Origin of the sequence: Rhizobium oryziradicis (assembly GCF_001939045.1) — a bacterium.
In the GTDB taxonomy this organism is placed as follows: domain Bacteria; phylum Pseudomonadota; class Alphaproteobacteria; order Rhizobiales; family Rhizobiaceae; genus Allorhizobium; species Allorhizobium oryziradicis.
On the sequence record NZ_MKIM01000031.1, the window covers coordinates 409,981 to 423,847 of the forward strand.

General features: G+C 56.2%; 12 protein-coding genes. 8 read left to right on the forward strand and 4 right to left on the reverse strand.

Features of this window, described 5'->3' with window-relative positions:
- Positions 1–28 precede the first annotated feature (28 nt).
- Positions 29–1,690, forward strand: coding sequence for an AMP-binding protein (locus BJF95_RS21870; RefSeq protein WP_075641579.1), 1,662 nt, complete (start codon positions 29–31; stop codon positions 1,688–1,690).
- Here the strand turns inward: BJF95_RS21870 and BJF95_RS21875 are convergent.
- The 3 genes from BJF95_RS21875 to secA all read right to left on the reverse strand — a co-directional run bounded on the left by BJF95_RS21875 (position 1,687) and on the right by secA (position 7,316).
- Positions 1,687–2,985: a GNAT family N-acetyltransferase gene (locus tag BJF95_RS21875; protein WP_425348717.1), complete on the reverse strand. Its 1,299-nt coding sequence runs from the start codon at positions 2,983–2,985 to the stop codon at positions 1,687–1,689. The two genes, BJF95_RS21870 and BJF95_RS21875, sit on opposite strands and share 4 nt — an antisense overlap.
- Positions 2,972–4,375: an oligosaccharide flippase family protein gene (locus BJF95_RS21880; protein ID WP_075641580.1), complete on the reverse strand. Its 1,404-nt coding sequence runs from the start codon at positions 4,373–4,375 to the stop codon at positions 2,972–2,974. Before BJF95_RS21880 ends, BJF95_RS21875 begins: the two co-directional genes overlap by 14 nt.
- A gap of 241 nt (positions 4,376–4,616) precedes the next feature.
- Entirely contained in the window at positions 4,617–7,316 is a 2,700-nt protein-coding gene (gene secA, locus BJF95_RS21885) for a preprotein translocase subunit SecA (protein WP_075641581.1), read from the reverse strand.
- Between the two features lie 242 nt (positions 7,317–7,558).
- Here secA and BJF95_RS21890 point away from each other — a divergent pair, with 242 nt between their 5' ends.
- The 6 genes from BJF95_RS21890 to BJF95_RS21915 all read left to right on the forward strand — a co-directional run bounded on the left by BJF95_RS21890 (position 7,559) and on the right by BJF95_RS21915 (position 12,001).
- The gene (locus tag BJF95_RS21890) at positions 7,559–8,473 is read left to right on the forward strand and encodes a peptidylprolyl isomerase (protein WP_075641651.1); all 915 of its coding nucleotides are present in this window, start codon (positions 7,559–7,561) and stop codon (positions 8,471–8,473) included.
- 77 nt (positions 8,474–8,550) lie between these two features.
- The gene (argJ, locus tag BJF95_RS21895) at positions 8,551–9,792 is read left to right on the forward strand and encodes a bifunctional glutamate N-acetyltransferase/amino-acid acetyltransferase ArgJ (RefSeq protein WP_075641582.1); all 1,242 of its coding nucleotides are present in this window, start codon (positions 8,551–8,553) and stop codon (positions 9,790–9,792) included.
- Positions 9,792–10,580, forward strand: a complete 789-nt coding sequence (locus BJF95_RS21900; RefSeq protein WP_075641583.1) for a GNAT family N-acetyltransferase — start codon at positions 9,792–9,794, stop codon at positions 10,578–10,580. Before argJ ends, BJF95_RS21900 begins: the two co-directional genes overlap by 1 nt.
- Entirely contained in the window at positions 10,577–10,990 is a 414-nt protein-coding gene (mutT, locus tag BJF95_RS21905; protein ID WP_075641584.1) for an 8-oxo-dGTP diphosphatase MutT, read from the forward strand. Before BJF95_RS21900 ends, mutT begins: the two co-directional genes overlap by 4 nt.
- A 328-nt stretch (positions 10,991–11,318) precedes the next feature.
- Positions 11,319–11,642 carry a hypothetical protein gene (locus tag BJF95_RS21910; protein ID WP_075641652.1) on the forward strand — a complete coding sequence of 108 codons (324 nt, stop codon included), beginning with the start codon at positions 11,319–11,321 and terminating at the stop codon, positions 11,640–11,642.
- A gap of 149 nt (positions 11,643–11,791) precedes the next feature.
- Positions 11,792–12,001, forward strand: a complete 210-nt coding sequence (locus tag BJF95_RS21915) for a Flp family type IVb pilin (RefSeq protein WP_075641585.1) — start codon at positions 11,792–11,794, stop codon at positions 11,999–12,001.
- A gap of 54 nt (positions 12,002–12,055) precedes the next feature.
- Here BJF95_RS21915 and BJF95_RS21920 read toward each other — a convergent pair whose 3' ends face one another.
- Positions 12,056–12,946 carry a methyltransferase domain-containing protein gene (locus BJF95_RS21920; RefSeq protein WP_075641653.1) on the reverse strand — a complete coding sequence of 297 codons (891 nt, stop codon included), beginning with the start codon at positions 12,944–12,946 and terminating at the stop codon, positions 12,056–12,058.
- A 97-nt stretch (positions 12,947–13,043) separates the two neighbouring features.
- On the opposite strand from BJF95_RS21920, the gene BJF95_RS21925 reads away from it, so the two are divergent.
- Positions 13,044–13,841, forward strand: a complete 798-nt coding sequence (locus tag BJF95_RS21925) for a ComF family protein (protein WP_139317591.1) — start codon at positions 13,044–13,046, stop codon at positions 13,839–13,841.
- Positions 13,842–13,867 lie beyond the last annotated feature (26 nt).

Sequence of the window (13,867 nt, forward strand, 5' to 3'; positions counted from 1 at the left end):
GTCTTATCCATCAATATGGATAGGCCCGATGTTTTTGCCCGCTGGCTCCTCCTATGAGGCGCTTTTTCAAGATTTCTGCTGGAACATACCTGATCGCTTCAACATGGGTCGGGTTGTGTCGGATGCGTGGGCGGTGCGCGCGCCTGATCGTATCTGCCTGGAGCATTTTTCCACCGATGGCCATCACCAATCCATGACCTATGGTGCCTTGGCGGCGCAGTCTTCTGCTTTTGCCCATGCCTTGTCCAAGCTTGGCATTGGTGTTGGCGATAGGGTCGCGTTGCTGTTGCCACAGGGCTTTGCCACCGTGGTCGCCCATGTGGCGATTTATAAATTGGGGGCGATTGCCGTGCCTCTGGCGCTGCTGTTTGGCGCGGATGCCTTGCAGTATCGGTTGAAAACGGCGGGTGCCGTGGCGGTTGTGACCAATGATTTCGGCCTGCTTCGCCTCAATGATCTGCGCGCCACCTTGCCGCAATTGCAGCATGTGATTTCGACGGAGACAGACGGCAGCGGTGTTTTATCCTTCACCAGCCTGTGCCAGCAGGGATCCTCTGATTTTCAAGGGGCGGAAACCGGCCCGGATGATCCGGCGCTGATGATTTTCACCTCTGGCACCACGGGTGCCGCCAAGGGTGCCTTGCATGGCCATCGCGTCTTGGCGGGTCACATTCCCGGCTTCCAACTGGCCCATGAGGGCTTGCCGCTGGCGGGCGACAAGATCTGGACGCCATCGGACTGGGCCTGGGCGGGTGGGCTTTTGAATGTGCTGATGCCCGCCCTGATGCTGGGTGTGCCGGTTGTGTCATCGCCTGCGCAAAAATTTGATCCGCATATGGCGTTTCGCATCATGGCCGAGATGAAGGTGCGCAACGCCTTTATCCCACCAACCGCCTTACGTTTGCTAAAGACAGTCGAGAACCCCCGTGCACACTATGATCTGGTGTTGCGCAGCATTGGCTCTGCGGGCGAATCGCTGGGGCGTGAGACCTATGAATGGGTCAAATCAGCGCTTGGCATCACGCCCAACGAGTTCTATGGCCAGACCGAATGCAATTTCGTGCTGTCGTCGGCCGCCAATCTCGGTGTCAGTAAAGCCGGAGCCATTGGCAAGCCGGTACCGGGGCATCGGGTGGCCATTGTGGATGCGCAAGGCCGTGAGGTGCCGGTGGGGCAGTTGGGGCAGGTGGCCATAGCGCGGCCCGATCCGGTGATGTTTTTGCACTATTGGCAAGACCCGGAGGCAAGCGCGCAAAAATTTGTTGGCGACTGGATGTTGACCGGCGATCTTGGGCACCAAGATGCTGAGGGCTATATTGCATTTTTCGGACGCGATGATGACGTCATCACCTCGTCCGGCTATCGCATTGGACCAGCCGAGATTGAGGATTGCCTGATTGCGCATCCTGCGGTGCGCCTGGCTGCGGCGATTGGCAAGCCGGATGCATTGCGCACAGAAATCGTCAAAGCCTATGTTGTGTTGGCGGATGGCTTTACCCCAAGCGACGCCTTGGCGGCGGAGATTGCCGATTGGGTCAAGCACCGCTTGTCCATGCATGAATACCCGCGCGAAGTGGCTTTTATCGATGATATGCCACTCACCACCAGTGGCAAGGTTATTCGCAGGCTGCTGCGAGAGCGTGATATGCCGCAGCAGACGGCGTTCAAGCGTCAAACACGGGCAGTTTAAGCGTCTTTTTTGCGCTTGCCCAACACCTTGTCGCGCAGAATGCGGGCGAGATTGCGGGTGTTGCGATAGAGGTGCAATTGCGCTGCGGCCTGGCGCACATCTTTGTCGCTGTTGCGTTTCAGGCCAATGACCAAAGTGCCCATGGTCTCGCGCTCTCGCCACAGCCTGCTCATGATCGGGTGATCAGCCACCGCGCAAGAATCGGTGCGCATGATATTGGCATCATCGAGGTGCCATTCTGTCAGCTCGCTGGTGAGTAGTTTGCCGGGCGAAAAGCGCGCATAGCGCTCATCATAGGCGGTCTTCCAGGTATACGCCTCGCCGTTCATGATGAAGACAATCATCGAGGCAATGGCACTGTCATCGAGATCCAGCGTGTGAATACGCACGGCATCAATGGTGGCAAGGTTGGTGATGGCCTCGCGCGCAAAGGCGGCATGAAGCCGGTCCATGACCATGGCGGTGCGCTTTCGGCCCTTCCAGCCGCTGGCTTCCAGCGCCAGAAATTCTTCCATCCGCGTTTCAATTTCCTGCGGCTGGCGGGCGATGCAATAGGCGACAGTGCCTTGTTTTTCCAGCAATCGCATTTGCCTGCGCATGTCGCGCAAATGGGATTTGCCGACAGATTGCGCCAGATAGGTCGGTCCATCTTCTAGGCTTTCCAGCATCGGGCGTTGCACCATATTGGCCACCGTCAACGGCAAGTCGCGGTTGATGGCGACAGCGCGGAGCAGTTGGGCCACGGGGCCATCCATCCGCAAATCGGGAAAGACGATTACATTCGGCAATTTTGCAACGGGGCTGCCCAGCGCCTCCAGAAGATTGTCAATGGTCTCGCTGGCGTCTTCTGCATCCACCAGGGGGGTGCCAAGGGGACCAAACGGATTGGACCAGACCCGCAAAATCGGTGGACCCATGGAAAAACCGGGCTTTTCAATGGAAAATGGCATCAACAGGCGAATACGCGAGCGGCCGCTGCGATCATCCCGGATCAGCGCTGTTCGCACCTGCCGCTCATCGAGACGCGGAATGGCCGGAGCCAAAAACCGCGCCGAGAAAAACACATTGGGCTCAAGGGCGCGATTGGTGAGAAAATCCATTTCCTCTTCGAGGTCATAGCTGGCCTGACGGGGATAGAGCCACAGTTTGCGCCCCACTCTGCCAACCGCAATCTGCCCGTCTGCGGGGGGAGCCGGTGTCGCCTTGCTCACAGTTTGCGGTCCTTGCGGAACGGTTTCTGCGTCAAGCCTGTTGTCAATTCCGTCCATGGACAATTTTATCTCAGCCACGATCATGTCCTTTGAGCCGTGAGAGCGGATCGGCGAATGCAAACAAAACGATACCCAATGCGCGCCGGACTGCGATATGCAAGAGCAGCGCTTCTACAAGTGTCGCAAGAGCGGTGGCCATGGCGGCACCAACTAACCCATAAAGTGGGATGAGAGTTACATTCAGCCCTATATTTGCAATAAGTGCAATGAGATACAGCAGCACGCACAAATTTTGTCGCCCAGCCATGGTCAGAAGCACTTCTCCGGGGCCAATCAATGCTTTTGTCAGGATGCCTGCAAACAGGATGGCCATGAGCGGATAGCCAGCCGTGAAATTGTGCCCGAACAGGCCCAGCAGCAGCTTGCCTGCTGCCAGAACAATCAGGCCAATGCACAGCGATGGCCAAAAGCACCAGCGCGCCATCTTGCCAGAAAACGCTGCCAATGGCCGGATGTCGTCGGCATTCATCAAGGCGGAAAAGCGCGGACCTGCGGCGGCTTTGACGGCAAAATAGACAAATTGCACCATGGCCATGGTTTTCGCGGCCGCAAAATAGATGCCCACCTGATCGGGCGGCAAATACAGCCCAACCACAACCACATCGGAATTGGTCAACAGAAACAGAAACCCTTCGATGAAAAAAATGGGTACGGCAACGCGAAACCACACCCAGAAATCGATTCGTCTGGGCGATTTTGGAAATTTGTTTCTCATCCGCCAACTGACCGTGAGGAACTGCCCAAGGGTGGTGATATAGGTGGCGACCAAGGCCGCCTGCATGGCTGTGGTTGCCACGCGCGGCTGGCCCAATCCGACAAAGCCCAGCATCAACCCTAAAATCAACAAGGGCCGGATGATATAGGTGGGGCTGAGGGCTACCACAGCCCAGCTATTGGCGCGGGCGGTGCCATCCAGCACGTCGCCAAGGGCAATCATCGGCAGGGCAAACAGGCCCAAAAACAGCGGCGTGATATAATAGGCAGCGATGCGCTCTCCGCCAACATGCAGCACGGTAAGCCCGACCACGGCCAGCAGACTGGCAATGCCTATGGCAACCAGCCTTGCGGTGAGGGTCAAGCCTAGGATCGGCTCTATTTCGCCACGCCCCTGATATTGCGGCAAAAAGCGAATGATGGTGGAGTGAAAGCCAAGGCAGGACAGATTGCCAAACAGAACCACCAGCACCCAGACAAAAACGAAAATGCCATATTCGAAATCGCCCATCAGGCGGGCCTGAATGATTTGCGAAAAAAAGGCTATTGCCGCACTGACTATGCGGATGGCAAACGCCACAAGCGCCATGCGCTGGGCGCGGGCCACGTCATCATCTTCAATCAGGGCATGGAACAGTTTGCGAGCAGGCCCTGCCAGCCGGGAAGGCAGATGTCTTTCCACCATCTGGACAAGAGCCATGATCAAAACGCAATACTCACAAGATGATACGGTAAAACCAATATTTAGAGCCTGTCAGGTTCAGATTGAACCTGACAGGCTCTAAATTCTTTGTTTTCGTTTGTCTTTTCGGGAAAACCGGGTTCCACTTTTCCCTGACAAACTCTAGTCTTGCCAGTTCAGGGTTAACAAAATCCTGTCGCGCATACAGAAACGGGACACATCTTGCGATGTGTCCCGACCAATTTTGGGTTTATGCAGATTAAGCGATCAGCGCGCCGTGGCAATGCTTGTATTTTTTGCCAGAGCCGCAAGGGCAAGCCTCGTTGCGGCTGACGCGGCCCCAGCTTGACGGATCATCGGGATTGCGGTTTTCCGGTGCCACATAGGCATCATTGGCCGCAAACTCATCTTGACCCGTAAATGGATCCATATGATGCGCTTCCATGGCTGGCAATGTGGGCTCGCCTTCGGCTTCACGCACGATCTCAACCCGCATCATCTGCGCCGTCACGCCTTCACGCATATTGGCGAGCAGGGCCTGAAACAGCTCAAAGGCTTCTGCCTTGTATTCCTGCAAAGGATCGCGCTGGGCGTAACCACGGAAGCCCACAACCGAGCGCAGGTGATCGAGATTGACGATATGCTCGCGCCACAGATTGTCGATGGTCTGCAGTAGCACTGACCGTTCGATATAGGCCATGATTTCAGGGCCAAAACGCTCGGTCTTTTCAGCAATCAGATCATCTGAGATCTTCTTGAGGCGCTCGACAATATCGTCTTCGGCAATGCCCTCTTCCTGTGCCCATTCAGCAATCGGAACATCAAGGTTGAGATGGGCCGTGACGGCAGCACTCAGACCTTCCACATCCCACTGCTCAGCATAGGCGCGCTCTGGAATATGGGTGCGAACAATGGTTTCAATCAGCTCGTGACGCATGTCGGCAATGGTTTCCGACAGGTCTTCCGATTCCATCATTTCAACACGTTGCTCAAAGATCACCTTGCGCTGATCGTTGAGCACGTCATCGTATTTCAACACGTTTTTACGCATGTCGAAGTTGCGGGCTTCGACCTTTTTCTGGGCGCGTTCCAAGGCCTTGTTGATCCACGGATGCACAATGGCTTCGCCTTCCTTGAGGCCCAGCTTTTGCAGCATGCTGTCCATACGGTCAGAGCCGAAGATGCGCATCAGATCGTCTTGAAGCGACAGGTAGAACTTTGATCGGCCCGGGTCGCCCTGACGGCCGGAGCGGCCGCGCAACTGGTTGTCGATACGGCGGCTTTCGTGACGCTCCGTGGCGATTACGTAAAGACCGCCCGCCGCCAGTGCCTTTTCTTTGAGCTGTTTGACCTCGGCGCGAATGGCCGCTTCCTTGGCATCGCGCTCCGGGCCTTCTTCCATGCCTTCCAGATCGCGCTCAAGGCGCATGTCGATGTTGCCGCCGAGCTGGATGTCGGTACCGCGACCCGCCATGTTGGTGGCGATGGTGACGCCGCCGGGAACGCCAGCCTGCGAAACGATATAGGCTTCCTGCTCATGGTAACGAGCGTTCAAAACGTGGAAATCGGTAAAGCCGGTCTGGCGCAGCATGGTGGCCAGCAGCTCGGATTTCTCAATCGAGGTCGTGCCGACCAGAACAGGCTGGTTGCGTTCGTGGGCTGCCCGAATGTCTTCAATGATCGCTTTGAATTTTTCTTCAAACGTCCGGTAAACTTCATCATCCTCGTCGATACGCTGGATGGGAAGATTGGTCGGAACTTCAATCACGCTCAGGCCATAGATATCCTGAAACTCTTCTGCTTCGGTTGAGGCCGTACCAGTCATGCCGGCCAGCTTTTCATACATGCGGAAATAGTTCTGGAAGGTAATGGAGGCCAGAGTCTGGTTTTCTGGCTGGATTGTGACCTTTTCCTTGGCTTCGAGGGCCTGATGCTGCCCTTCCGAATAGCGACGGCCCGGCATCATGCGGCCGGTGAATTCGTCGATGATCACAATTTCGTCATTGCGCACGATATAATCTTTATCGCGCTGGAACAGCTTGTGTGCCTTGAGCGCATTGTTGATGTGATGCACGATCGCGACGTTTTCCACGTCGTAGAGCGACACACCTTTCAAAAGGCCTGCATCCTTCAGTAGGTTTTCCAATTTCTCGGTGCCGACTTCGGAAAAATTGGCTGAACGCTGCTTTTCATCGATTTCATAATCATCCGATGTGAGCATTGGAATGAAGGCGTCAATGGTCGAATAGAGATCGGATCGGTCGTCCAGCGGTCCGGAAATGATCAATGGCGTGCGGGCTTCATCGATCAGGATGGAGTCGACTTCGTCGACGATCGCGAAATTATGGCCGCGCTGCACCATCTGGCTGCGTTCGAACTTCATATTGTCGCGCAGATAATCGAAGCCAAGCTCATTGTTGGTGGCATAAGTAATGTCGCAAGCATAGGCCGCACGGCGCTGGTCGTCGTCTAGACCATGAACAATCACACCGGTGGTCAGGCCCAGGAAGCTGTAGAGCTTGGCCATGATGGCGGCATCGCGTGAAGCGAGGTAATCGTTGACGGTTACCACATGCACGCCCTTGCCAGACAAGGCATTGAGGTAAACGGCAAGGGTTGCCACCAGCGTTTTACCTTCACCGGTTTTCATTTCGGCAATGGCATTTTCGTTGAGGATCATCGCGCCGATGAGCTGAACATCAAACGGGCGCATGCCAAGGGCGCGCCGCGATGCTTCGCGCGCAACCGCAAAGGCGGGTATCAGAATATCGTCGAGCGTTTTGCCATTTTTGAGCTGCTCGCGAAACTCGAGCGTTTTTGCGGCCAGTTCAGTGTCGCTCAACGCCTTGATGCTGTCTTCCATCGCGTTGATCGCGGCGACACGAGGCTTGTTTCCCCGGATGCGGCGTTCATTCGAGGAGCCGAAAATTTTGCGGGCTATTCCACCAAGACTGACCATGTCTGTGGTCCTTTCTGAATTCCGTCACGAGGTTCTCGCGTCACTTATCGCTGCCTTGCGAAAAGAATGACGTGCCACGCCCGGAAACTGCTCTGGACGTGGAGTTGCGTGACAGATAAGAGGGGGGTCGAATTATGTCAACGGCACAGCATGCACCACAAGCGCCACAATCTGGTGCTTTCTGTTGTTTTGAGCTGATTGGCAGTCTCAGTCGGCGTCTTTTTTACCTGAAGGGTTCTTTCATGCTGCGTTCTCATAAACTCGTTTTGGCTGCTTGTGCCGCTGTGGTGGCTTTGTCCACGCAGGCTTTTGCCGATGACGCTGTCGTCGCCAAGGTGGGTAAGCTCGAAATTCACCAGTCCGAACTGGATTTGGCCATGGCCAATCTGGATCCGCAATTTGCGCAGATGCCAGAAGAACAGAAAAAAGTGGCGGCCTTGTCTGGTGCCATTGATGTCAAGCTTCTGGCTGGCAACGCCATCAAGGATGGCATGAAGGATGATCCGGCCTACAAGCAGCGCATGGCATTTATTGCTGACCGCGAATTGCACAATGCCTACTTCAAAAAATACGTGGTGGATGCCACCACAGAAGCTGAAGTGAAGGCACGCTATGAAAAAGAAATTGCCGCTCTGCCCAAGCAGCAGGAAATCCACGCGCGTCACATTTTGGTGAAGACCGAAGACGAAGCCAAGGATATCATCAAGCAGCTCGATGCTGGCAAGGATTTTGCTGAACTGGCCAAGGAACATTCGACCGATCCGAACAAGTCGGAAGGTGGCGACCTGGGCTATTTCACCAAGGGTCGTATGGTGCCTGAATTTGAAGAAGCCGCATTTGCGCTGAAGCCCGGCACCTACACCAAGACACCGGTGAAGACCCAGTTCGGCTACCACGTCATCAAGGTTGAAGACATCCGCGATGCGGCTCCGCCGAAGTTTGAAGACGTTGAGCAGCAGGTTCGCCAGCTGGTGATGCGCGACAAGTATCTTGCTCTGCTGGAAAAGGCCAAGGCATCGGAAAAAGTTGATATTCTCGATGCGGACCTGAAGAAGGGCTATGAGGACATCAGCAAGGCGCAGGCTGGCGACGCAGCAGCACCCGCTGATGCAGCACCTGCTGATGCAAAGCCAGCTGACGCAGCACCGAAGAAGTAAGCTTTCCGTTCTTCAAACAAAGGGTCTGCCGTTTACGGCGGGCCTATTTCCATTTTATCTCCGGGGGCTTTCCATTCATGTCTGCGACCGTTTCTCCTCTTGCGCCCAAAAGCTATGCTGAAATGCCTGCTGTTCGGGGCGTGTCCATGGCCACTGCCGCCGCCGGCATCAAATATAAAAACCGCACCGATGTTTTGTTGATGGTCTTTGATCGTCCAGCCAGTGTTGCCGGTGTGTTTACCCGATCCAAATGCCCTTCTGCACCGGTGGATTTCTGCCGACAGAATCTCAGCCATGGCGTTGCCCGTGGCGTTGTGGTCAATTCCGGCAACGCCAATGCCTTTACCGGTGTAAAGGGCAAAGCTGCGACCGAGTTGACCGCGAAATCTGCAGCAGTAGCGCTGGGCTGTGGTGAAAATGAAATTTATCTGGCCTCAACCGGTGTAATCGGCGAGCCGCTGGATGCGACGAAATTCTCAGGCGTGCTGGATCAGATGGCCAAGGACGCCACGGGCGATTTCTGGCTGGAAGCCGCCAAGGCGATCATGACCACCGATACCTATCCGAAGGTTGCAACCCGCACCGCCGAGATCGGTGGCGTGCGCGTGACCATCAATGGCATTGCCAAGGGTGCCGGCATGATCGCGCCGGACATGGCCACCATGCTGTCCTTCGTGGTGACAGATGCCGATATTGCCCCGCATGCGTTGCAATCCTTGTTGTCGGCAGGCGTTGGCCCAAGCTTTAACTCGGTGACCGTGGATAGCGACACATCCACGTCTGACACCTTGATGTTGTTTGCCACGGGTGCCGCAGCCGGTGATGGTCAGGCCAAGGTCGAGAGCGCCGATGACGCGCGTCTTGAGAGTTTTCGCGCGGCCCTGAATGATCTTCTCAAGGATCTTGCCTTGCAGGTTGTTCGCGATGGTGAAGGGGCGCGCAAAATGTTGGAAATCACCGTCAAGGGTGCGCAAACCAACGCGGCTGCCAAGGTGATCGCCCTGTCGATTGCCAATTCGCCTTTGGTGAAAACGGCTGTGGCTGGTGAAGACGCCAATTGGGGCCGCATTGTCATGGCTGTGGGCAAGGCTGGAGAAGTGGCCGACCGCGACCGTCTGGCGATCTGGTTTGGCGATGTGCGCGTGGCCGTTAATGGCGAGCGTGACCCGGATTATTCCGAGGCTGCGGCCACGGCTGTGATGCAAGGGCAAGACATTCCGGTCACGGTGGATCTGGGACTAGGGTCTGGCACGGCAACGGTCTATACCTGTGATTTGACCAAGGAATACGTGGCCATTAACGGAGACTATCGGAGCTGATGGCGGAGGCTGATCAATCCATTGCACAGCCCAGCCTGCCGCAGGTGCGCAGGCTGGAGGCGGTGAGCTTTCGGGCATGGCCTGCCGCATCGGTGCATTATGACGGCAGCTGGCAGGTTCGCCTGACCGGCGGCCATCCATCGAAACGGGTCAATTGCGTTGTGGCGCTGGATCGTTCGGACACGCGCGACATTCGTTTGCGACTGGAGAAAGCCCAGCGCAAATTTCTGTCCTATGGTCGCGAGATGGTGTTTCGCGAAACGCCGCTGGCTCCGCCGCAGGTGGTGGATGTGTTGCGTGAAGACGCCTGGCATCGGTTTGATGAAAGCATTGTGATGGTGCTGGATCTGGCCAATCTGGGTGAGCATGACGTGATGGATCATCTGCCCAGCCAGGACATTGGCCGCTTCGTTGATGCCAGCCTGACGCTGCAAAATGAAGACCCGGCATTGAAGCCCGCCCTTGCCGAGCTTATCACCAATATCAAGCCGCCATCCGGGCTGTTTCTGGTCGAGGTTCCCGGTAACGGGCCTGTTGCTGGCGTTATCTGTGTGCATGACAATGATTTGACCGGCCTGTTGCAGCTCGCTGTCAGCGAGAGCCATAGAGGCCAAGGCGTAGGGTTTGAGCTGTCCTACGCCGCTTTGCGCTGGGCCAGATTGCGCGGCGCGAAAATGGCGTGGTTGCAGGTGCAGGCCGATAATGGTGCGGCTCTGGCGCTCTATCGCAAGCTTGGATTTCAAGAGGCCTATCGCTATTGCTATTGGCGTCCAGAGGGCGTGCCATGACCCAGCCGGATCGACCCATTCTTCTGGTGGCGGCCTGCGCCTTGCTAGATAGTGATGGCCGCATCTTGCTGGCCCAGCGGCCGGAAGGCAAATCGCTGGCTGGCCTGTGGGAATTTCCCGGCGGCAAGGTTGAGAAAGGCGAAACACCGGAAGAAACACTGGTGCGTGAGTTGGTCGAGGAAATTGGCATTGTCACCAAAGTCGCGTGTCTTGCCCCCCTGACCTTTGCCAGCCACACCTATGAGACCTTTCATCTGTTGATGCCGCTCTACGTCTGCCGCCGCTATGAAGGCATTGCCCGTGGATGTGAAGGACAGGCGATAAAATGGGTCAAACCCATGGATTTGCGTAGCCACCCCATGCCGCCCGCCGACGAGCCTCTGATCCCGTTTTTGCAAGACCTTTTGTAAAATTGTGGATGAACGGTTAAAACCCGTGTTAATTTGGGGCTATTTTGTGTCTTGTGGGTGAAGTTTAACAGAGTGTTAAGCTTCACGGCGGCATTCTAGCGATATAGGCTTGGTCAGCTTCAGTTATTGAACTGATTCGCCGCTGGATGATTTTTGAAATCGGCGTGGATTTCAGCAATCGGGCAGCAGATGAAAAGCGATGCAGCGTCGTTTGTGGGTTTGATAAAACCAACGGCGCTGTCGCGTGTTGAAATTTGAAACTGTTATCTCGTGGTGTTCCATGGCTCGTGAGCCGGGCCATGCGCAAGAGGGCATGTTGGGGTTTGGTATGACAAATAAGGATTTTGGAAAGGACGTTCGGCAGTCGCGACGTGCGGCTTCCAGATCTGGTCGGATCGGGGTGGTGAATGTCGCCCTGCTTTTCGCCGTGGCAGCGGTTGCTGTGACACTGGTGGTAACTCCTATGGTGTCAGATCCTACAAGTTCAGCACAGATGGCATTGAAGCCCGGCTCTGTTGATACCATGAGCACAGGCTCCATCACCTCATCCGGTGAGCCTGGCAAGCGTTACACAATCCGCCGCAGCGTGTTGCAAGAGACGCCCGGTGCCGTGTGCATTGTCGGTGCCAGTGCGGGCGATGGCGGCTGTTGAATTTATCGTGAGCTGATAAAAAAACACGATTGCATTCTTTTTATGGCATAAACTCCCCTGTAACCCTCTGTGCGTTACAGTTCGTCTCATGTTGTGCAAAGCAATAGTTGATACGATGTTGCGCAGAGCAACAGTTGGTCGGGGGAAGCATGTTGTTCAAGCACCAGTTACGGCATTACCGTCTTGCAATAACACTGCGCGGTTTCATCTCGAGCCAGACCGGCGCAACGGCCGTGGAATATAGCCTGATAGCCGCCCTTATTGCGGTGTCGCTCTATCTGGCGCTGGGCGAATATTATAAAGCTCTGAACAATTTGTTTGACTATATTATCACCACCATGAGCAATGCGCTTGCCTGACGCGCAGGGCCTGTCCATTCGCAAGCGGCTGCTCCCCGTCAAATGCGATATGCTTTAGCTTTTGTCCTCAAGCGAATCCATGGTGTCTTTGAGCGCGTCGGCAAGGCTGATGCGGGCCGAGCCGCGCTTGAGTGGCTTGGGCTGGTTTTCGTGGGGTGCCCAGCCTGACATGTAGATGATCGAGAAGGTGGCACGGATGCGGCCATCGGGATCGCTGTAGCGCTCGGCATAAAGCTCTGCGGCCCGCATGAAAAAGGCACGATTGAGGGGCTTGCGGCTGCGGGCCTGCAGCGGATTGGCCATGCCCATGGCTTTCAAATCGCGCATCAGCGGAAAAATCGAATCATAACGGACTGTGTAATCTTCCATGTCGACCACGGGCAGGGCAAAACCTGCGCGTTGCAACAGGCTGCCCATGTCGCGCACATCGGCAAAGGGCATGACACGCGGGCTGGCACCGCCGCTCATTTCCACCTCTGTTGCCAGCAATACATCGCGCAATTCGGCCAGCGTGCCAGCACCCGGAAGAGCGGCCAGCAGCAGGCCATCGGGCTTGAGCGCGCGCCGCATCTGAATGAGAAGTCCCGGCATGTCATTGGTCAGATGCAAAACCAGCGGCGAGAGCAAAAGATTGACGGATTGCTCTTCAAGCGGCAGGTGCTCAATCGGCGCATGAATGATTTCTTCGCCGGGCTTGGCAAAGGCATCGCTGGTTTCCACTCGGCGCAGCGCAGAAATGCGGCCCGTTTCAAAACAGGCCAAGGCCGCGCGGCCGTCCACGCCATGCAACTCGACTGCCTGATCAAACTGTCGCTCGACAACGGCAACACGCTCCGCCAGCTCAGTCGCAACAATATCCAGCAGGAAACCGGCATCTGGTGTGGCGCGCTGCGCTGCCCGCGCGCGGTTTCCGCTGATCAGCGCTTGATCAAAAAGATGCTCCATGGCCGTGTCCTTTTTCGTCTGCAACAGGCTATAGGCCAGCCGTTCGCAGAAAGAAAGTTGGTTGCGCAAAATCCGTGGTCTTGCTCTAAAGAGATCCATGAAGATTGAATGGCGCAATCCAGCGAGATGGGCAGGCCTTTGCCAGGGCGGATGGCACCATGCGCGCAAGTTTGCCCATGGTGTGCGTGACATTGTCTATCCGCCGGGCTGCGCCACCTGCGGATTGCCGATTGCGGAGGGGGGAGCGCTTTGCTCAAGCTGCTGGCGCAGCGTGCGCTTTATCGAGCGCCCTTTTTGCGAAGTTCTGGGCCTACCGTTCAACTATGATCCGGGTGCGGGCATGATCAGCGCTCAGGCCATTGCCGATCCGCCTCCGTTTGATCGCTTGCGGGCCGTGGCTGCCCATGATGGCGCGGTGCGCGATCTGGTTCATCGGCTGAAATACGGTGATCGCACCGATCTGGCACCGATGATGGCGCACTGGATGCTGCGCGCCGGTCGGGATGCGCTGGCGGAGGCCGATGCGATTGTGCCGGTGCCGCTGCATCGCTGGCGGCTGTTTTCGCGCCAGTATAATCAATCGGCAGAATTGGGCCGGGCTTTGGCGCGCCTTTCCGGCAAGCCCATGGTGTCTGGCGCATTGATGCGGGTAAAGCGCACGCAAAAGCAGGTGGGGCTGACAGCCAAAGGGCGGGCCGACAATGTGCGCGGCGCTTTCAAGGTGCTGGAGCGCAGGCGCTCCGAGGTGCTGGGCCGCCGTCTGGTGCTGATAGATGATGTTTACACCACGGGTGCCACCGTGAAGGCCGCAACACGGGCGCTCAAGCGGGCGGGTGCCACTGATGTCACGGTTTTGACCTTTGCAATGGCGATTGCTGGTACTATATCAACATGAGAAATCGATCTTCTTACACATATGAG